At 46.0% G+C, this 19,504-nt stretch carries 18 protein-coding genes; 10 read left to right on the forward strand and 8 right to left on the reverse strand.

Going from position 1 to position 19,504, the window contains the following annotated elements:
• The first annotated feature begins 90 nt into the window (after positions 1 to 90).
• Entirely contained in the window at positions 91 to 1,374 is a 1,284-nt protein-coding gene (locus K7B07_RS27100; protein ID WP_223713744.1) for a retropepsin-like aspartic protease, read from the forward strand.
• 36 nt (positions 1,375 to 1,410) lie between these two features.
• Here K7B07_RS27100 and K7B07_RS27105 read toward each other — a convergent pair whose 3' ends face one another.
• On the reverse strand, positions 1,411 to 1,935 hold the full coding sequence (locus K7B07_RS27105; protein WP_223713745.1) for a VOC family protein: 525 nt from the start codon (positions 1,933 to 1,935) through the stop codon (positions 1,411 to 1,413).
• Between the two features lie 453 nt (positions 1,936 to 2,388).
• Between K7B07_RS27105 and K7B07_RS27110 the strand changes: the two genes are divergently transcribed.
• From K7B07_RS27110 to K7B07_RS27120, 3 genes are all read left to right on the forward strand, one after another.
• On the forward strand, positions 2,389 to 3,213 hold the full coding sequence (locus K7B07_RS27110; protein ID WP_223713752.1) for a helix-turn-helix domain-containing protein: 825 nt from the start codon (positions 2,389 to 2,391) through the stop codon (positions 3,211 to 3,213).
• Positions 3,214 to 3,553: 340 nt separating this feature from the next.
• Positions 3,554 to 3,802: a type II toxin-antitoxin system ParD family antitoxin gene (locus K7B07_RS27115; protein WP_223713753.1), complete on the forward strand. Its 249-nt coding sequence runs from the start codon at positions 3,554 to 3,556 to the stop codon at positions 3,800 to 3,802.
• Entirely contained in the window at positions 3,802 to 4,101 is a 300-nt protein-coding gene (locus K7B07_RS27120; RefSeq protein WP_223713755.1) for a type II toxin-antitoxin system RelE/ParE family toxin, read from the forward strand. Before K7B07_RS27115 ends, K7B07_RS27120 begins: the two co-directional genes overlap by 1 nt.
• A 45-nt stretch (positions 4,102 to 4,146) precedes the next feature.
• Here K7B07_RS27120 and K7B07_RS27125 read toward each other — a convergent pair whose 3' ends face one another.
• The 3 genes from K7B07_RS27125 to K7B07_RS27135 all read right to left on the reverse strand — a co-directional run bounded on the left by K7B07_RS27125 (position 4,147) and on the right by K7B07_RS27135 (position 6,550).
• Complete coding sequence (locus K7B07_RS27125) at positions 4,147 to 4,878, reverse strand: helix-turn-helix domain-containing protein (protein WP_223713757.1); 732 nt, start codon at positions 4,876 to 4,878, stop codon at positions 4,147 to 4,149.
• 119 nt (positions 4,879 to 4,997) lie between these two features.
• Positions 4,998 to 5,972, reverse strand: a complete 975-nt coding sequence (locus K7B07_RS27130) for an aldo/keto reductase (RefSeq protein WP_223713759.1) — start codon at positions 5,970 to 5,972, stop codon at positions 4,998 to 5,000.
• 218 nt (positions 5,973 to 6,190) lie between these two features.
• Positions 6,191 to 6,550 carry a SnoaL-like domain-containing protein gene (locus K7B07_RS27135; protein WP_223713760.1) on the reverse strand — a complete coding sequence of 120 codons (360 nt, stop codon included), beginning with the start codon at positions 6,548 to 6,550 and terminating at the stop codon, positions 6,191 to 6,193.
• A gap of 622 nt (positions 6,551 to 7,172) precedes the next feature.
• Here K7B07_RS27135 and K7B07_RS27140 point away from each other — a divergent pair.
• From K7B07_RS27140 to K7B07_RS27150, 3 genes are all read left to right on the forward strand, one after another.
• Positions 7,173 to 8,621: an amidohydrolase family protein gene (locus tag K7B07_RS27140; protein ID WP_223713762.1), complete on the forward strand. Its 1,449-nt coding sequence runs from the start codon at positions 7,173 to 7,175 to the stop codon at positions 8,619 to 8,621.
• 261 nt (positions 8,622 to 8,882) lie between these two features.
• Positions 8,883 to 10,472: a hypothetical protein gene (locus tag K7B07_RS27145; protein ID WP_223713764.1), complete on the forward strand. Its 1,590-nt coding sequence runs from the start codon at positions 8,883 to 8,885 to the stop codon at positions 10,470 to 10,472.
• A gap of 728 nt (positions 10,473 to 11,200) precedes the next feature.
• Positions 11,201 to 11,662, forward strand: a complete 462-nt coding sequence (locus K7B07_RS27150; RefSeq protein ID WP_223713766.1) for a c-type cytochrome — start codon at positions 11,201 to 11,203, stop codon at positions 11,660 to 11,662.
• A gap of 130 nt (positions 11,663 to 11,792) precedes the next feature.
• Here the strand turns inward: K7B07_RS27150 and K7B07_RS27155 are convergent, their stop codons facing one another.
• Positions 11,793 to 12,722: a lysophospholipid acyltransferase family protein gene (locus K7B07_RS27155; RefSeq protein WP_223713768.1), complete on the reverse strand. Its 930-nt coding sequence runs from the start codon at positions 12,720 to 12,722 to the stop codon at positions 11,793 to 11,795.
• Positions 12,719 to 12,931, reverse strand: coding sequence for a hypothetical protein (locus K7B07_RS27160; protein ID WP_223713770.1), 213 nt, complete (start codon positions 12,929 to 12,931; stop codon positions 12,719 to 12,721). Before K7B07_RS27160 ends, K7B07_RS27155 begins: the two co-directional genes overlap by 4 nt.
• A gap of 442 nt (positions 12,932 to 13,373) precedes the next feature.
• On the opposite strand from K7B07_RS27160, the gene K7B07_RS27165 reads away from it, so the two are divergent.
• Together K7B07_RS27165 and K7B07_RS27170 are read left to right on the forward strand one after the other, a co-directional pair.
• Positions 13,374 to 14,402, forward strand: a complete 1,029-nt coding sequence (locus K7B07_RS27165; RefSeq protein WP_223713771.1) for an SDR family oxidoreductase — start codon at positions 13,374 to 13,376, stop codon at positions 14,400 to 14,402.
• Complete coding sequence (locus tag K7B07_RS27170) at positions 14,403 to 14,981, forward strand: Crp/Fnr family transcriptional regulator (protein WP_223713778.1); 579 nt, start codon at positions 14,403 to 14,405, stop codon at positions 14,979 to 14,981.
• Positions 14,982 to 15,311: 330 nt separating this feature from the next.
• Here the strand turns inward: K7B07_RS27170 and K7B07_RS27175 are convergent, their stop codons facing one another.
• Complete coding sequence (locus K7B07_RS27175) at positions 15,312 to 16,937, reverse strand: sulfatase family protein (protein WP_223713779.1); 1,626 nt, start codon at positions 16,935 to 16,937, stop codon at positions 15,312 to 15,314.
• 415 nt (positions 16,938 to 17,352) lie between these two features.
• Positions 17,353 to 18,249 (reverse strand): aminoglycoside phosphotransferase family protein, encoded by an 897-nt coding sequence (locus K7B07_RS27180; RefSeq protein WP_223713781.1) that lies wholly within the window; start codon positions 18,247 to 18,249, stop codon positions 17,353 to 17,355.
• 262 nt (positions 18,250 to 18,511) lie between these two features.
• Between K7B07_RS27180 and K7B07_RS27185 the strand changes: the two genes are divergently transcribed.
• Positions 18,512 to 19,162, forward strand: coding sequence for a dihydrofolate reductase family protein (locus tag K7B07_RS27185; RefSeq protein ID WP_223713782.1), 651 nt, complete (start codon positions 18,512 to 18,514; stop codon positions 19,160 to 19,162).
• Positions 19,163 to 19,504 lie beyond the last annotated feature (342 nt).

Genomic DNA, 19,504 nt, shown 5'->3' on the forward strand with positions numbered 1-19,504 from the left:
CGTTTTCAGTATTTGTTAAACAACCGGGATTGACTGCATGGAAGGATCATTCTCTGTATTTTTAAGGGCAAAACAGCAATTCAAACAAATATGAAAACAGCCCGCCATTTCAAAAAAACAAAAGCGACCCTGGTGTTCCTCATCATGGCCGCTTTACAGATCAGCTCCGCCCAGGAACAGTTGTCCCTGTTTAATGAAACCTACCGCCTGATACAGCAGAAAGATTTTTTTAATGCCCGCACCCTGTTTGAAACCAACAAAGAGCGCATCCCTGAAGACTACCGCAACTTTACAGCAGCAGTGCTGTATAATGCCTTTAATAAACCCGGACTGTCGGAAAATAAGATAGCACCGCTGATCGCTGCAGGAAACCGCTTACCGGACTTCCTGATGCTGAAACTGTACCGGGTACATGAGGACAATGCCATGAAACAATATAATTACAGCAAAGCGAAGACGGCGCTGGAAACCCTTCTCCACCACTACAGCAGCCTGCTTTCAGCAGAAGAAAAGGATGACCTGCAGAACAACCTGAGGATCTGGACGGCACTGGAGCAACAGCCGCGACAGAAAACCGTCATTCAGAAAACCACTCATTTAAAAATGAAAAAAGACAAAGCAGGCCTGAACAATCTGACGATCGGAATGGGAACCGATTCCCTCGCTTTTATTTTTGATACCGGTGCAAATATGTCTACCGTTACGGAATCAACCGCCCGCCGTTTGGGGATGAACATCATACCCGCATCGATCGATGTGGATGCCATTACCGGCGCGAAGATCAAAGCCGCTCTCGCTGTATGCAAAAAAATGACCATCGGCAATGTGATCGTCGAAAATGCGGTCTTTCTTGTATTTCCGGATTCTGCGCTGGCGTTCCCTCAGATAGATTACCAGATCAACGGGATCCTGGGCTTCCCGGTGATCGAGTCCTTCAGGGAAGTACAGCTTACAAAGGACGGTTATTTTATTGTTCCGGAAGAAGAAACAGGTATCAGCTATCCCTCCAATATGGCCATTGACGGCCTCACCCCGATGATCACAATTGACGGTATGCACTTCAGCTTCGACACAGGTGCAGAGCAATCCATGCTTTACTATCCCTATTATCAGAAGAACCGGCGGTTGATTGACACAACCTATAAAACCATTCCTGTCAGTTTCGCTGGTGCGGGAGGCAGCAAGACTTACAAGGGTGCTGAAATTGAAGGCAGTTTTGATATCCTGGGCAAGAAAGTCACCATCAGCAAACTGCGCGTATTGAAAGAGTCTATCAATTCGGAGCAGGTATATGGCAATTTGGGCCAGGATCTTATTACCCGTTTTCAAAGACTGACGCTGAATTTTGACCGGATGTTCATTCAATTCGATTAACAGCACCTGGAGGTATTGTCAATACATTGTAAAAGATCAATAGCCGGGTGTCCGTCCGGCCTGCTGCATCTGTTGAATGGCGGTCCACCCTTCCGGTGTAATACCCATGATCTCGGTAACAACACCCAATGTCCGATAGGTATCGAAAAAAGCCATCCGTGCTATCGGATGATCCACTTCGCTGATAACCGCATATCCCTGATCACGTAATGTACCGGTGATCTGTTCAAAACGATTCACCTTTGCCCGGAAAGCAAGATGCTGCGTACCGCCTTCCGGATGGCGGTTGAGGTAATCCTGAAACATGCTCTGACCGGAAAGCGGCTGAACGAGTTCGATAAAAGAGCCTCCGTTATAGGTTTGCGTGGTCAGCCATTCACCTGCCACAACCCTGCCGTAATAGGTCATGTTCAGGTCCTGCGCACAGATTTGTTCGGGTTCGGGAAAACCGGCAATACCCAGCGTACCGGAAAGGAACGCTATGGCCGCATGAATATCCGGGACCACCCAGCCGATCTGAGCCAGTTCCAGCCCGGTGATCGTATTGTGAATTTGTTTCATAGTTATTTACTATTGATTTACTGATCATACAAAGTTAAAACCGATGCTTCTGCCTGCCCGGGGTATTCGCGCCAATACCAGGGCCGTTCACGACTCATCCATTCCCGAAAAGACCTGCCCGGATGCGGGGTTTTGATTTAAAAAGAATTTCCCATTTTTACTATTCAAACATGCGGATTACAACAGATATGTTACCTTTGACGGGAGAACGGCGGATTTACCCGCTTGTATAGCAATCAAAACATAAAGCCGGGCAACATAACAGAAAGATACCGCACGATGATCGCATAACAATCAGGAACAATTAAAATATATTGCGGATTCGCTTTTTCAGCCACCGCAGCTCACTCCGGAAGAAAAAAGGCGATAAGAGGTCCGAAAGATCCTGGCTGAGCAGCAACAGGGAGGGGCCGCAGCAACGACCACGAGTTAACATTTTAACCGACAACCAAAATGCAGACAGCAACACAACTAACTGGCAGGCCGGGATTTTCCTATAACAACAAAAAATATCCGGGACGCGAACTATTTATTGATCAGCACCTCCTGGGGTTTCAGGTATCAGGCACAACCCATATATTGCATTCCCTGGGTCATGCCACAATTACGGCGAACACCGCTGTTTTGATCAGGAGGAACCAGATCATCAGGATCACTCCATATCTCCCCGAAAAGTGCCCCTGCCAATTCCTGTCGTTCGTTTTAAACAAGGAAATGTTGCAGCAGCTGGCTTTTGAAAACAGTGTTATTATCAACGGTCGTTACACGCCGGAGCAGAACCTGTTTTTTCAAGCCGGCGCCCGTCTTAAAGAAAACCTGATCGCGCTGGCTTCAAATCACCGTGGCGATAAACACAGTACCGTCCAACCGGTCCAAATCCGGGAAATCGTCCGCCTGCTTTTAGAAGACGACCCCGATCTTAAATATCTTTTATTCGATTTTTCCGCCCCACCCCGCACGGATGTGTCCGCATTCATGAATCAGCATTTTATGTTCAACATGCCAATCAGCACTTTTGCCAGGGCTGCCGGTTATCGCCCCGCAGCATTTAAAAAGATCTTTTCCGAAAGATACCACCGCCTGCCAAAGGACTGGCTCATAGAGCGCCGGCTGGCCGAGGCCTATCACCTCATAAGCCAAAAAGGACATAAGGCCGCAGCCATTTATCTGGACCTGGGGTTCCGGAACCTCTCCCATTTTTACACAGCGTTTAAGAAAAGATATGGCACTACTTCTTCGGCAATACGGCAGTCAGCATGTGTAGAAGAAGCGTTGTAACCCACAACAATGCATTATCCGGATATTCGCAAACCACGCTCCTGTTCCGGTTTACACTCCTGGGACCTTATTTAAAATATCCGGGAAGAAGGAGCATTCATTGCCGGATGATCGCAACGCTGCGGGTATTGATCGCTCCCAGCCGTTTCCCGTTCCGGAATACAGCGGCATTCACGAGGCCTCTTCGGAGCCCGGTTGGTCAAAATGACACATTTGTTATAAACACAACGTTCCGCCGGAGTCAATCGATGCTGAAATCAGATGTGTTTGCCCTGATCCCCAGATTGGCTATTTTGCTAAAGTACCAGGAATTGGCATCTTTGAAGTAAAATATGAAATTATGGCAAAGAATACCTCTATCTTACTAGGAGATTACTTCGACAACTTTATAAATCAACAAATTCAAACCGGGAAATTTTCTTCGGTAAGCGAAGTGGTGCGGGCTGCACTAAGATTGTTCGAGCATGAGGAAACTAAAAAAAATGAACTGGTAAAAGAATTGAAAAAAGGAGAAAGATCTGGTTTTGTAAAAGGGTTTAACCGAAAAATCTTCCTGAACAATTTGCATCAAAAGCATGCCGGCAAGTAATGAACTATAAAATCAGTAACGAGGCTTCCAAAGACCTTGAAAATATCTGGCTTTACGCTTTCGAAACATGGCCTGTAGAACAAGCCGACCGATACTATAATTTATTACTTGACGAAATTGAATACATTGCGGAAAACCCATATTCAGGAAAAGACTACAGCGCTTTACGGGAAGACTATCTAAGAACCCGTGTAAAATCGCATTTCATTTTCTACAAAATAAATACAGGAGAAAAACGCATTGAAATAATCCGGATCCTTCACCAGCAAATGGATATTGAGAAACACCTGGACGATTAAAAAGCGATAATCTTATCCTTTTACCAATCCAACACCAGCATCCCCTTATCCCACCCGCTCTGTAGGAGCTCTTCCAAACCGCTTCTTAAATGAATGAGAGAAATGCGAAAGGCTTTCGAAACCCAGGTCGAGGTAGATGGCGGATGGTTTTTTATTCTTTTTTTCGATCAGGTGCTGTGCTTCTGCAAGGCGTCTTTCCAGTAACCATTGGCGCGGTGCCATCGTGAATATCTTCTGGAAGTCGCGCTTAAAGCCCGCAAGACTCCTGCCCGTAAGCCGTGCAAATTTTTCAATGGGAACATTGTAATGAAAATTGTTAAGCATGAACCTTTCCAGATCGATCTTATAAGGATCCGTAAAATCGAACAGGAAGCTGGTGAGCCCGGGCATAATATTCAGCAGGAGATATACGGCTTCTTTTATTTTCAGTGCACTTACTGCCTGGGTGATCTGCGCCTCCGGATGATGAACATACGAGACCATGGATTGAAAGAAACTACGCAGAAAATCATCTCCGGGAATAAGAATGTTGGAGGGCCCCATATACTTTTGCCCCGTTTCGATCTGTTCCTCAAGGGCGATCTGCCGCAGCATCGCTTCCTGAAGCCGGATAACAATGGTCTGATAGTTTCCTCCATCCAGGGGTGTCTTTGTAATCTGCCCTAACTGGTTCTTGTGTATCAGCAGCATTTCACCGGGGCCCATTGATAGCTTCTGACTGGCCGTCTCCAGTGTAAAAGTACCGGAGACCTGCATTACCAGTGTACTGTGTTCCATAAATGCACCTTTCTCCTTTCGCACAGAAGAGCTGTAAGAAAAAAAGATGTCCCCGGGGATAACTTCAGCAGGATTCGCCATTATGTAAAGATATAAAACTGCAGGGCTTTTCTCCTGTTTTACGACCGCTGCAGATAGGTGCTTCCCAGTATGGCACCCGGTGCAAAACAGGTGTTCAGCAGGCTCATCTCTTCCGGGGTGAACAGGATTTCCATTGCCTGGATATTTTCGGGCAGCCTTGATCTTTTACTCATACTAACCAGCGGCATGATATGAGCTCCCTGCGCATTCACCCAGGCGATCGCCAGTTGCACGGGCGTATACCCCTTCCTTCCGGCCAACTCCTTCAGCACTTCCACTTTCTCCAGGTTCTTTACCAGGTTCGCTCCCTGAAAACGCGAAAAATGATTGTGATAGGCGTTTGCCGGAAGCGGTGCTTTCATCTCCCCCGTAAGCAATCCCTCCGCAGTATTCGCAAATGCCACCACCCCGATCCCCAGTTCTCTGGCCACGGGAAGCAGTTCTGCCTCTATCTGGCGATCGGCCAGGGAGTATCCAATTTCCAGCGCGGAAACAGGATAAATGCTATTTGCCCGGCGCAGCTGATCCGCCGTTATCTCCGAAACACCGAGATGGCGCACTTTCCCTTCCCGGATCAGGTCGGCCACGGTACCGATCACCTCTTCATCGGGCACACTGCCATCAAGCCGGCACGGCTGGTAAAGATCTATAACATCCACGCCCAACCGGACCAGGGAATAATTAATAAAATTCTTAATCGCCACGGGACGCAGGTCCAATCCGAGCATCTGGCCGCCATAGAAGATCGCGCCAAACTTCACGCTGATGAAAGCATCGTCTCTTCTTCCTTTGATCGCTTTCCCCACCAGCAGTTCATTATGCCCGCTACCATAAAAGTCACCCGTATTAAGAAAATTAATTCCGCTGTCCAGCGCTGCCCGGATGGTAGCGATACTTTCCTTTTCATCATTTACCGGTCCGCCCCAAACGGATGACATGCGCATGCAGCCTAATCCGAGTTTAGACACCTGCGGTCCGTTCTTACCTAATGCAATTTTTGTGATTGTTGTCATTGTCATGATTTTTTAACCCTGCAAAGATCTGTGTTCATTGCAGCGGCAGTTTGCCCGGGCGGCTCAATTTACTTGCCTGGAAAGCTCAGGCAATCCATCCTCGAACCAATCGGGACCACCAGGATACCCGGCTTTTACAAATATAGGCGCCACCGGGTGCTGCCCTTAAAGGAGCAGTGCCCAGGTCCGGCTTAAGTATTTCTTTGGGGGCGGCTGGTTTACATAAAGAATTGCTCGGAAATAATCTTACCCTCCTTTACCGTATACACACATAGCTCCGACATCTTTTCCCGGTCTTTACCTTTCATTTTAAGATCCATAGTAAGCACAAAACAAAAGGCATTACCCGCAATTAACGGCTCAGAAACGGTGCTGCCATGCCGGGACTCCACCATGGCATTAAATTTCCGGTCCTTTTCCTTCAGGGCGGCCAGTCCTACCGTTTCTTTGTCAAAACCGGGAACCTCGAAAGGCTCAATGCTAACCGCAGCTGCGGCATACAATTCTTTTTGGGCCTGACTAAATTCTTCTTTACGGCAGTATTCGGCCAAACGGTAAGCGACTTGTTCTACTGTCATAATTCTAGTTTTATTTGTTAACCAAAATTACAGATTTGGCAGGTGTTGAATGCGGGGTCGCAAACGCACCCAACCCGCAGAAATATCAGGCGCCCTGACAGGTTTCAACACCCCACCCGGGAATTTATTAAACCAGGTTGCAATCAGGGTGTTATCCCCGGCGGCTCCGGTACATTTTACCGGCCCCCGCTAATGCTACATTTTTTCGTGTCGAATTCAGCCCTTAAACTCTGAAATATATCAGTAACATCAGGGAAACTGCAATAAGGGCGAGCAACAGCAGCAGGATTATAAACCCGTTTCCAGGATTTGGGCGGGACATACAATTATTTTAGGTACAACAATATACGGAATATTTGTCACTAAAATTCGTTACAACAGGCCTCTTATATATTTTGTAAATTGCGGACTCTGTATCAACAGGTTTAAATACAATCTAACTGCCGGGGTTTCTACCTTGGCTTTTTTCTTTTTCCAGGTCCGGTTTTCCACGTATTATGACAGTTCCGGAGAATTGCCTCATCCCGGACGGCAGGGCTATCATATTATTTGCTATGCCCACAAATAAATCTTTAATTTGACCTGTTATATTGCATAGCCTGCCCACTAAACGCAGAAACACATGAAAGAAATCCGGATCAGGAATTATTACATACGCTTCCTCCTGGGCCTGGCGCTGATCGTCCAGGGTTGCAGCACTACTTCAAGATCAAACAGCGCGACAAACACAGATAAAGTCCCGGTCCAAGGGCTGTTTGCGATCCGGGATGTCACCGTCATTCCTATGACCCCTGAAAACAAAATCATCGAACATGCCACTGTTTTGGTTAAGGGCAATAAAATAGCGGCCATCAACGGAGCAATCCCTGATTCAGCTGAAATGATAGACGGCAAAGGGAAATGGCTGATTCCCGGGCTTATCGACATGCATGTCCATAACCTGGCAGCTATTAATTTTGGCACGAATTATCCAACAAAAGGCGCCTCTTTCTTCATGAACGATCAGGATTTTATGCTACTGTACGTCGCAAACGGCGTCACCACTGCATTCGAGTTAAGTGGCCGGGCGGAACATTTCGGACAAAGAAATGAAATAAGAAGCGGTGCAGTGATCGGACCGCGCATTGCCCTTGCGGCATTAATAGACGGAGGAAACGGTTCCGGCATGATTGCCAACACACCCGCTGATGGCCGTCAGATTGTACGGGTGGCCAAAGGAATGGGATACGAATTTATAAAGGTCTATTCGAGTCTTGATATCGAAACATACCGTGCCATCGTTGACGAAGCAAAGAAACAATCGATGAAAGTGGTAGGCCATATTCCAAATGCCTTCAAGGGCAGACTGGAAGAGGCCTTTGTACCCAACTTTGACCTCGTTGCGCACGCAGAGGAATATGCCAAGCAAACGGATGATTTCAGCGACCGGGATGCCCGGCGATTTGCCCGGTTGGCCCAAAAAAACGGAACCTGGCTTTCCCCCACGCTGATCACTATGGTACGGATTGCCCAACAGGCCCGTACGCTGGATAGCATCCGCAGTTTAAAATACCTCTCCTATGTCCATCCGCTCGTACAAAGCAAATGGTTAACATCCAATCAATACAATCGCAATACCAGCGCCGACCGTGTTGCCTACTTTGAAAAACTAAACGCATTTCATATCCGGCTGGTAAAAGCGTTCAAAGAGGCGCAAGTTCCTATTGTAGCCGGAACAGATGCCGGAACTTCAGGTGTTGTATGGGGTTATTCGTTACACGACGAACTGGAATTGCTGGTAAAGGCAGGGCTAACGCCCGCGGAGGCTTTAGCAGCTGCCACGCGACTTCCCGCAGCCTGGCTCCAGATAAGCGATAAAACCGGAACCATTGAGGAAGGAAAATTTGCCGACCTGGTGTTGCTGGATGCCAACCCTATGATTGATATAAGGAATACCAGAAGTATTTCCGGTGCATTTTTCGACGGAAGATGGATCAAAAAAGAACAGATCAACCGCATGCTGTCTGTTTTGGCGGAAAAAAACAAGTCGGATTCCGGCAAATATGAGTGGTCCGAGCGAAATAAAAACTAAGTCTGGTCAGGCTTCCCCAAAAGCAAATAGGATGAATAGCTATAAATGCCCGGCTATCTCCCGGCCGATCGGATGCCCCGGGAGAAACAACAGTTACCGGTGATGCAACAACAGGTAGACATTATAAAATACACTTTCATATGCTGTAGACATTTTATAGACGTTTTGTATTAGGAATCCTGTTGTTTCTGCCACATCTTTATCCCCTGTTTCTTTCAGTACCTGTATGCACTCCTCATCAACCTGATAAATCTCCAGCCTATGTCTATGCATGAAATCGAAGACCTGATCGAAGACACCACTTATCTGACTGACCGTGCTTCCGGCTATGATTTAAATACCAGGCGCGATATTTTATACAACCTGTATGAATTAATGGCACTTTTCGACACCAGTTACACGCATTTCCGGGTAATCGGTATTTTGCTTAAATATCGTTTTGTATATCAGATACCACTGGCAAATTATCCCCAGCTCGGCATAACCGATGCGCAGTTACCTTCTGCCGGCGAAAGCGGATGGGTACATGACGGCGACACCACGATCGGCTATGCCGTAAATACAAACGGGGACGTGCAGCTGTATGGCGATGCCGGGGATGTACTCTGGGCACGTTTATGCAGCCTGCAGCTTTTGCCGGAAGCAGACCGGCAGATGCCCCAAAAAATGTCCGCTGTAAAACTGGCAACCACCATTATGCTTGAGGCAGAAGAACAGCAGGACCTGACCCTGCTGGGAAAATGGTATAATTTTTTCACCAATGCGGTCTTTAATAAAGATTTTGGGGAAACGGAAGGCGTCCCGGCCACCTTTAACCGCCTGTTAACGGACGATGATTATACCCGGCTCCGCAATATCGCCCTGCGCAACCAGCTGAACAAACAGAAAACAGGGCACAACCAGGATAATTACCTGAGTTTTCCGGGCCTAAAATACCAATTGGATCTGGCAGCAGGAATAGAAGAGACCTATATCGTCCGCTACCTGCTGGAACTCTCAAAAAGCACCGGCCAGCTGCAGGCATTATATGAAAAAGATAAAAAGGCGCTTGAGAAAAGACCTGAAAAAATCGGGCTCATTCATAAAATGATCGACGCCCGTTTAGGGCCTGCCAACTGGAACTACGTACAGATTGAAAAAGGAAAAACATGGAGCTGGTATAAGGATCTGGAAGACCGGAAATACGGAGGCCCGGGGCACCGGATATTTATACAGATTGATCTGGATGCAGCGGAAAGAGCGCTCTTTTGCAAACAGGCCATCCAGCACAGTCTTATTTTACAGTGGCAGGAAAAGCGGCCGACGCTTGCACCTGCCGACTGGCATTTCTATTATGATATCAATAACTGGCTCCCTGATGATTTTATCACCGGGAACAAACACTTAAACCGTTTTGGCGTTTGGAAATTTGACGTAATGCAATCCGAAAAAATACTGCTTAGGCATTTAGAGAACCTGCTGGCCGGGCTGCAGTTATTGGGAAATGATTATTTTGATTTTGTGCTGACGGAGTTCCCGGAAAAGTTTTCAAAACAGGACCCTCAAAAAATAGTGCACCTGCTGGAAGAAGGAGAAGACGGAATAGGGATTATACCCAAACATATACTATTCGACAGCAAGATCACCACTTTGACAGCCTTTGCAAAAATTTATTCTGAACAAGGGGATCTTAAAAAGACAGAAAGCATGATGACCCAGATCAAAAAAATTTCAGAAACAGAACGCATCAGTTCCCTGCAAAAAGATGCGGCGATCAATCCCGTCCTCGAATACTGGCAAAATGCCCGACAGGTAGTTTTCCCCCCGGTATGGCATTATTACCTGATGCAGGCATTAAGACGAAAGGCGTAAGAACACTTTGACCTGCCGCGCTCCATTAACCGTACTCAACTGAAACGCAATATCCGCGTTCTGGAGGCAGCCGCCTGGCCGGATCTTTTTGTATTGCACATAATTTGTTGGTTCTGCCAGTTATATCGTCAGTGTATAAGACTTTCGTTTGCATTTATAGCAGACGTACCTTCGCAATGGCAGGAAGAACAGAACCGTCTTTACCCATTTCGGCCGGTGTACCCGTTCGTCAAGCCTGCCCGTTTTACAGTATGGACAACGGCGCCTGCGTTTTTCTTTTTCAGAAACTGAGTTCTTATTCACTTTTGCTGGTTTAACAGATAGAACCGCAAAGTTCAGTCTGTCAAATTACCCCAATGTTAAATCCGTGAAAATACTGTTAACGGAATCTTGTACCTGGAACAGTCCTCTATATGACGGCAAAAAAGCAGGAGCGTCCTGTTCAGCTCTCTTTCGTCACCGCTCATCTAAGGAAACGTCCGGACCAGCTAGTTTTTTGAAATCAGATCAATGACATTCATCATCGCCGGGATAGAACCTTTTTTTAATCTTCATCAGCTCCGGCGGTATCGGAAACGCTGATGTGGAGATGACAATATCGATTACCAAATTGCCAATAAAAACGATTCCCATTTCAAAACGAATATTCATATTTGTCATCACTAAACAGTACATACACAGGTCATAGAAATAAGATACAAAGTTTAGCGACAATACAAAAAATCAAGATGCGGAAAATTTTCACCCTGGGTCTCTTTATCATTTCTTTTAACGGTTATTCGCAGGTGGCCAAAAAACCAATAGCCAGGAGACCGGTCGTCCACAAACCGGTTGCACAGGTTTCGGAAACAACTCTGTCTATAAGAAGAGGTAAACTGGTCTATCAGAAATTCTGCCTTTCCTGCCATCAACCGGACGGTGGGGGCGTTCCGAATTTAAATCCGCCACTCGTTGGCACCAGCAACATTCTGGGTAAAAAATCCAGGCTTGTTAAAATAGTAAAGAACGGACTTCAGGAGCACGTTGAGATTGACGGAGAGTACTATTCCAACAACATGCCTCCTTTTAAAATGCTGACCGACCAGCAGATCGCAGATGTGTTAACCTATATACGAAAAAGCTTTGGCAACAACGCTGCTGCAGTGTTAAAAAGCGAGGTAACCCAATACTATGCAAAAGGGAAAAAGTAACAGGGTTTGAAAGCCCCCCTGCATTATTGCTCACTCATACAATCAGCAATACCTTGTTATACCTCGGATCATCGGACGCCTGATGATGACCTGGACAGATGTCCCGTTCCCGGGAAATGCCATGCGTTCTTTATACCGTATGCGCTTTATGTTTCCAGCGTTTATGCGTCCATAGCCATTGATCGGGTGTTTTACAGATGGTTTGCTGCAGTTTATGGGCATAGACCCGGGTGATTTCGTGTACCGGCATTGCTGAGGGGTTCTCCGCCACCAGGGAAAAACTGACCTCCCAGTGTTTTTCAGAGGTACGGTTCAGCTCTAAATAGACAACAGCCGCACCGGTAGCCCGGGCCAGTTTTTCGGCACCATTGAACATCAATGTAGACTGATGCATAAATTCCACCCGGCATCTGGCATCCGGGTCGGGCGACTGGTCGGCGATAAACAGATATAAGGCGGGATCCTGCTTATGTTGCAACATATACCGGGGAGCCTGCAACATGGGCAGCAATTTCATACCAAATCTGGAGCGTATGTAAAGCAGCAACCGGTTCATCCCTTTATTGGATAAGGGCCGGTAAACGGCGTATACCTGCGAGGTAAAATACCGGGGTAATATACTGAGGCATTCCCAGTTGCCGCAATGTCCCATCATTGCAATAACCGGGCGGTTCTGGCGATGATAATATTCTATTAATTCAGGATTCCGGAGATGCAGCCGGGTTTTAAGTTCAGACTCACTTATCGACATCAGTTTTACAACCTCCACCAGCAATTTGCTGAAATGCCGGTAAAACCGGCTGGCAACTGCATCGATTTCCCTGTACGACATCTGCGGAAAGGAACGTGACAAATTTTGAAAGACCACTGCGTAGCGGTATTTTAACAACCGGAAGAAAAGAAAATAAATCAGTCCCGCTACAGCATACAAAACGGTAAACGGCAGCAGGCTGCACAGGTATATCAGCAGGGCGGTTAACAGGTAAGTAAGGGAACGTTGTTTCCCGCCGGCTGCAACGCCTCTTGCTGTTTGTCTGGTGTGATTGATGGCCTTTTTCATCTTGAATAACCCTTAGACACAAACCAGCCGTTGGAGATACCGGCCATATTGTTCCTGTAAATAATCTGTTTAAAAAATGCGCGCTTCAAACCAAGTGCTGTAAAATGCCAGATATGCACTACAGCCAGCAATGACAAATATGCGGCATAGTTAATGTCATTTCTGATCAGTTGCTGCGCAATCCGGTTGTTTTGTATATTTTTTTTCATGCTTCTTCCAGGAAATACAACCATCAGGAAGGTTCCCCCTATGCAGGCAAGCGTTTAAACATACTTTTAACATTCTGTAGGAATGATATAAAAGGAGGGCTGAAAAGATTATAACAGAGACGCTATTTCGCAACAGGCCAGACCGATATGCAGACTTCCGTTTGCCGCAGCGGTTCAAACCCGGCTTTTCCGGATTGTTTATCAGCGTGCAGTCATCGCAACAATGTCTCCCCGGAGCAGCATTTTCATTTTTTACCAAATGGTAATTCCGATACAATTATTCTTTTTATTCTTTGCATAAGAGTAGAAACAATGAACAATACACCTTCCATATTACACATGCCCGCAGTGATCGTTTTTCCAGGCGCCGGGTAGCTTTACCCGCTTCCTTACAGGCATTCGTCTTACTAATAATCAACACACCTCGTTAAATATTAAAATTATGAACAACAAAAGAATATTACTGACCGGCATAACCGGTTTCCTGGGTGCACATACGGCTATCCGGCTTTTGAATAAAGGCTATGCCGTCGTCGGCACATTGCGCAACAGCGAACGAATAAATTCCATCCGGGAGGTCATCGGGAGACATACAGCAAACAGCAGCCGGTTATCCTTCGCTGAAGCAGATCTGAACGACGGAGCCATCTGGCCCCGGCTCACTAAAAACATAGATTACGTGCAGCACATCGCTTCTCCTTTTCCACGAACATTGCCCAAGCATGAAAGCGACCTGCTCCTTCCTGCAAAAGAAGGAACCCTGCATATACTGAAAGCAGCAGCAGCCAATAACGTTAAAAGGGTGGTGATGGTGTCTTCTTTAGCGGCAGTTATATATGGAAAATCCAAAAGCGATCTGGACAAGGTCTTCAACGAAAAAGACTGGACAGACGAGACCTGTAAAAAAGATACAACACCTTATATCAGAAGCAAAGCGATTACCGAAAAAGCCGCATGGGACTTCATTCGGCAAAACAACTCCGGCCTGGAATTAACGACCATTCTGCCCGGAGCGATCCTGGGGAGCGTTCTGGAGAGCGATTTTGGAACATCCGCTAATATTGTTATTAAAATTTTAGACGGCAGTTCTCCGGCGCTACCAAAAATAGGCTTTGACATTGTGGACGTCCGCTCCGTCGCCGACCTGTTAATTAAGGCAATGGAAATGCCACAGGCGGCCGGCAAAAGATATATTGCGTCTTCCGGCTATCTGACTTTTAAGGAGATCGCCTTTATACTCAAACGCGAATATCCCGGCAGAAAAATAGCCACCGCTGAGCTTCCCAATTTTGCCACCCGGCTGTTTTCGATTGTTGAAACATCCCTCAAACCGATCCTGATGGACCTGGGTGTAAAAAGAAAGACCGATATTAGCAAGGCAGAAAAGGAACTGGGATGGTACCCTTTGTCGCCACAGGAAGCTGTAACAACTTGTGCAAAAAGCGTTTTCGATAACGGAATAGTAAAGTAAATGGAAAAATTGAGATCAGTATTGAGTTTTGGCGGTATTCTTTCCAAAGATGCTATTGAACAGGTTGCCGCTCATTTCAAAAGAAGACTGTTAAAAACAAATGATCATTTTCAGGAGGTCCACAAAACCGCCCGGGAAATCGCTTTTGTAGAAAACGGTATTCTGAGGGTGTATGCAGCCGATTGCAACGGAAACGAGGTCACCAAATATTTCATAAGGGAAAATCAGTTTTTCGTTGACCTGGAAAGTTATTATACGGCAACACCTGCAACAGACGCCTGCCAGGCAGCCGTCCATTCAGAACTTTACACCGTGCACAAATCGGTTATCGAAAAATTAAGCGACGAGACACCAAATCTGTATATTTTCATTAAGACCCTGACTGAAGCGAGCCTGATGAACAAGATCAAAGACAATGACTTTTTGAATTTCGGAGACAGCAAAACAAAATATCTGGAGTTTGTAAAACGCTATCCTAATCTGGCACAACAGGTACCCCAACAGTACATTGCGTCTTATCTGAAAATTACGCCGCAATCGTTAAGCAGGATCCGGAAAGAGCTGGCTCATAAACAGTAACTAAAAATAACGGCAAAACAGCCGCCCCTGATCATAAGCCGGGCAAACGGTCAGAATCAAATAAGTTCTTAGCTATTACTAACACCGCACAAATGCCGGGTACAGGTATACCGTCATTAGGTTGGCGCTATTTTCCTATTTTCTATTAACCGCTGTGTCAGCGCACAGAACCGCCATAACCCGCGGTAGCGGTACCCGCCACGCACAAAGCCCAACAGTTGCCGCTTCCCCGCTTTATGACCAACCCCTGTTTTACCACCTTGTCATCGATACACCCAACCATCCAACCAGACGGTCAATACGCCTCCTTATCAATAACGGGTCATTATTTTAATCTGATCCGGAATCGGGAAACTCCCGCATTGGTCCGGAATATCGTTCATACGAATCGAATATCTCAGGATCAGGTCCTGCCACACGGGGATCTTTTGTTTTGATCAGCTCTTCCATCAATGCTTTTTTTAACTGCCCCTGTATGGTTGTATACATCCTCTCATTGTAAAGGTTTTTTAAACAACCCGGATCGGAAGAAATCTGATAAAGTTCAAATTCCGGTCTTCTGGCCGTTGCCCATTCAAAAAAACGATGTACCTCTTTTTCATCCTTATGGGCCACTGTAAATGACTTTGTGGGAGAGTTATCAATATCTGTAAAAGCCCACTCCGAATGATAAACACCTTTATCATCTATACCATATTTAGGCAATAGCTTGCTTTTATCAGCAGGATCTATCCGTTGCGGATCACCGGCAGGCCATCGCCGCGGCTTCATGTTCCAGACAAGCAGAAATTCTTTGCTTCGTATCACTCTTTGAGGATATCCCCGGTTAAGATAACGGGATGCAGAGTGCCGCTCCCGGCCTGAGTAGACATATTTTCGCGTCGTGTCCACAACTCCCTGCTTCTTTTCTTTAAGAATACCTAAAATACTTGTCCCGGTCATTGCTTTCATTTCTTTTGAAGAAGTACCTGTCAGTTCCAAAATAGTAGGGGCTATATCAACAAAGCTGACAGGATCATCAATAATTCTTCCTTCAGGAAACATTTTTGGGAAGCGAACTGCAAAAGGAACATGGACGCCATATTCATAACCGTTTGCCTTGGCCCTTGGAAATGCCATTCCATTGTCGGATGTTACGATCACAATTGTATTTTCAAGCTCACCTTTTTCTTTGAGGTATTCCAGCATTTTTTGCAGATGAAAATCAAACCATTCGATTTCTACAGCATAATCAAGTAAATCCCCCCTTACAATTCCATTATCCGGTAAAAAAGCAGGCACTTTAACATCTCGCAGTTCTTTCTTATTCCTGACCCATGAATCTTTTTCAAATCCCCGGTGTGGTTCCATAGCGCCATACCAAAAAAAGAAAGGCTGACCGTCCTTTTTTTTATCCAGGAAATCCCTGAAATTTTCAAAGTAATTTATATTACTGATTCCTTTAGCAGGTCTTATATCTGAAATGTCGCCGGCTTTATATCTTATCGCATTGAAAGATTTACCAGCGGCGTTTTGTTCCCTCCACAACGAATCTTTTTCGTCCCGGGCATACTGAAACGGATCGACACCCTTACCGGTATAACCCGTATAATATCCATTTCCGGCTAACAGGTCAACAAAGGGCACATATGCTTTCATCCAGCTCGATGCGTGCTGTCCTGATTGCTCATTTTGCCACGGATAACGCCCCGTAACGATTGAACTGCGGGAAGGCGCACATCCGGGCGACCCGGCAATACAATTCGAGAAAAAGACACCTTCTTTAGCAATCCGGTCAAATGCCGGCGTTTTTACAAACCCGCTACCTGAAAAACCGGTGTGGTCGTAACTTTGATCATCACTAATGGCAAACAGAATATTGGGCCTTTTTTTTTGCGGCAATCTGATTTCATCAGCAGCCGATAGTTTAGCAGCAACCCAAAGGGGCAACGATAATAATATTAGTAACCTTTTCATATGAACAAATAAACATTTAGAGCAAGCAAAAAGCACACAACGCCATCAGACAGAACCTGTTATAGCCGGCTTATACAGCTTCCGCCGTGATCCAAAACCAACTATAACTCCTCCGCAACTGCCCTTTTGGCTTCTTTTTAATCAGAACAAAGGAAATGAACATAAAAAAAACATTTTGTTCATTCTTTTGTCGAATCGTTTCAAGTGAAGCTACCAATAATCCGGCGGAAAGCAGTACACTGCTATAGAGGGAGGAAAGAATACAAAAACCGATCGTCCATTTCCTGCTAACGGAGCCAGGGATCAGCTGCCTGACTCAGTACCCGGAGGACACAGACAGTTCATCCCCTTCCCAAACCGCTCAAAAGCCCGGCTGTTAATACACCGAAAATGCAGCTCTCAAGGATGAGTCGTATCAGTTAAACACAGGATATTTTGCGAAATCAATCATTATATTTTCCAGGGTAAAGACGGCTATGTCCGCCAGTAAATGTTTCTTCGGCAAATAATAGGGCAATGCAATGACAGCAAACGATAACGCCCATCCCATCGCCCGGATCCATGTCGGATCATCCACGTTCAGTTTTTGTTTAAACAGGGCCCTTTTCTCTCCGGAAAAAAGGATCCACGCGCACATGATATCAACTGCCGGGTCGCCAACACCCAGGGTTCCGAAATCAATGATGCCGTTGATCTTGTCATTTAATGTGATAATATTACCCCAATGCAGGTCACCATGTATCCAAACAGGCGGCTGGTCCCAGGTCTTTTCCCGGGATGCTTTTTCCCAAATTAAACCTAAGGTCTTTTTATTGTAACCGGAAGGCAGGTGATTTATTGCGCTCTTTGTTTCTATATCCCTTTCTATTAACGCCTGCCCTCTGAAATTATTCTGTCTGCCCGGCCCTGGTCCGTTTTCCGCATCGATCTTCCACAAAGAGCAAATGAAATCAGCCATAACCGCTACCGCACCGTCGGTACGCTGTAACAACTCCGGCTCGTATATACGTCCGTCTATCCAGTTAAAAACAGCCCATTGAAATGGAAATTTTGAATTTGGGGCACCGGTAAAATAAGGTATCGGTACTGGAACAGTCATACGCGCAGCAATAACAGGAAGCCAGGCAAGTTCCTTTTTCAGCTGCAATGCTGCAGCTTCGTTTTTCGGGAACCGTACCGTCCAATCGTTCCCCAATCGGAAAATAAAATTTTCGGACCCGGCGGAAACCACTTCCCTTATCGGAAGCCCTTTTGCCGGGCGAAACTGTTCGTCTATTAATTCTTTTGCCGTATTCAGATCCACAGGTATCATTTTTCCATGCGCTGACAGGTAAATATAACTGATAATCGTAACACCGGCGAACCACGTTTTTCAAAACATCCGGTTACCCGGAAATGATTTGAAGGCAGGGAGCAGCAGGCTCAAAACATGCATGCATCCCTTAAATTCCAGGGAACAGTTGTCGCATGTTGCCAGCAAGATCGTCGTAAATACACTGCGGCAAAATTAATTTTTTCCCTGATTTTTGTATCTTATAGATGATGCAACACACAATAACAAAAATATTCCTGATATGAGCAAACTCAAAGTAGCCGCCTTCTCGGTGTCCCTCGACGGATTTGGCGCAGGTGTTAAGCAGGAGCTTACGGTCCCCCTTGGTATAAGAGGAGAAGAACTGCACAACTGGATCTACCCGACAAAAATGTTTCATAAAATGATAAACAAAGACGGTGGTACCGGAGGAATCGATCATGAAATTGCTGAAAAATCCTTTGAGAATATCGGCGCCTGGATCATGGGGCGGAATATGTTCGGCCCCGTTCGCGGCCCCTGGCCGGATGATGAATGGAAAGGCTGGTGGGGCGAAACACCTCCGTATCATGTGCCGGTATTTGTTCTAACACACCATGCAAGAGCACCCATAACTATGAAAGGAGGAACCACTTTCTATTTTGTGACCGATGGTATTGAGGCAGCATTGGAAGCGGCCAGAAAGGCCGCCAATGGAAAAGACATCCGGATTGGTGGCGGTGTTTCAACAATAAGACAATACTTAGAAGCAGGTCATATTGACGAATTGCACATCGCATTTTCTCCCGTTCTCTTAGGTTCAGGCGAGCATTTGTTCCAGGGAATTGATATGAACGCACTGGGCTACACCCAGGTGCAACGCGTAGAGGGCGAAAATGCTACGCATGTTTTTATAGCAAAACAAAACGGCTGATTATTAACACCCTGATTATTCCGGGTTCAAAATTCAATCGGCATTCCCAAAGAAGATTGCACCGGGATAGCTCCGGCTTTTAAAATCGTCATTTATAAAATCAACGCGGAAGCCAATGGGGAATCATCTGTTTCTGCTACTGCTTTTTAATGCTAAAAGGTGGCTGGAATCAAGTTCTGGGGCTTGATGTTGGTGCCGATTTTGTTACCGCCATTGTAAATGAAAGGGCCTGAAAGTTCGCAGGTGAATGGAACCGTTGATTTGACCTTGTAAGGTCAGGCTCCTATCCCCTGCACTCTTCACGCAATCCAACCATGATTAAATAACTACAAAATTTTTTTT

The sequence above is a fragment of the Niabella beijingensis genome, from assembly GCF_020034665.1.
Taxonomy (GTDB): Bacteria; Bacteroidota; Bacteroidia; order Chitinophagales; family Chitinophagaceae; genus Niabella; species Niabella beijingensis.

Coding starts and splice junctions, on each gene's coding strand:
- K7B07_RS27155 (WP_223713768.1), bottom strand. CDS start 12,722: ATGAAAAAGGCCATCAATCACACCAGACAAACAGCAAGAGGCGTTGCA.
- K7B07_RS27165 (WP_223713771.1), top strand. CDS start 13,374: ATGAACAACAAAAGAATATTACTGACCGGCATAACCGGTTTCCTGGGT.
- K7B07_RS27160 (WP_223713770.1), bottom strand. CDS start 12,931: ATGAAAAAAAATATACAAAACAACCGGATTGCGCAGCAACTGATCAGA.
- K7B07_RS27115 (WP_223713753.1), top strand. CDS start 3,554: ATGGCAAAGAATACCTCTATCTTACTAGGAGATTACTTCGACAACTTT.
- K7B07_RS27125 (WP_223713757.1), bottom strand. CDS start 4,878: ATGGAACACAGTACACTGGTAATGCAGGTCTCCGGTACTTTTACACTG.
- K7B07_RS27140 (WP_223713762.1), top strand. CDS start 7,173: ATGAAAGAAATCCGGATCAGGAATTATTACATACGCTTCCTCCTGGGC.
- K7B07_RS27100 (WP_223713744.1), top strand. CDS start 91: ATGAAAACAGCCCGCCATTTCAAAAAAACAAAAGCGACCCTGGTGTTC.
- K7B07_RS27130 (WP_223713759.1), bottom strand. CDS start 5,972: ATGACAACAATCACAAAAATTGCATTAGGTAAGAACGGACCGCAGGTG.
- K7B07_RS27110 (WP_223713752.1), top strand. CDS start 2,389: ATGCAGACAGCAACACAACTAACTGGCAGGCCGGGATTTTCCTATAAC.
- K7B07_RS27150 (WP_223713766.1), top strand. CDS start 11,201: ATGCGGAAAATTTTCACCCTGGGTCTCTTTATCATTTCTTTTAACGGT.
- K7B07_RS27135 (WP_223713760.1), bottom strand. CDS start 6,550: ATGACAGTAGAACAAGTCGCTTACCGTTTGGCCGAATACTGCCGTAAA.
- K7B07_RS27145 (WP_223713764.1), top strand. CDS start 8,883: ATGTCTATGCATGAAATCGAAGACCTGATCGAAGACACCACTTATCTG.
- K7B07_RS27120 (WP_223713755.1), top strand. CDS start 3,802: ATGAACTATAAAATCAGTAACGAGGCTTCCAAAGACCTTGAAAATATC.
- K7B07_RS27180 (WP_223713781.1), bottom strand. CDS start 18,249: ATGATACCTGTGGATCTGAATACGGCAAAAGAATTAATAGACGAACAG.
- K7B07_RS27105 (WP_223713745.1), bottom strand. CDS start 1,935: ATGAAACAAATTCACAATACGATCACCGGGCTGGAACTGGCTCAGATC.
- K7B07_RS27170 (WP_223713778.1), top strand. CDS start 14,403: ATGGAAAAATTGAGATCAGTATTGAGTTTTGGCGGTATTCTTTCCAAA.
- K7B07_RS27185 (WP_223713782.1), top strand. CDS start 18,512: ATGAGCAAACTCAAAGTAGCCGCCTTCTCGGTGTCCCTCGACGGATTT.
- K7B07_RS27175 (WP_223713779.1), bottom strand. CDS start 16,937: ATGAAAAGGTTACTAATATTATTATCGTTGCCCCTTTGGGTTGCTGCT.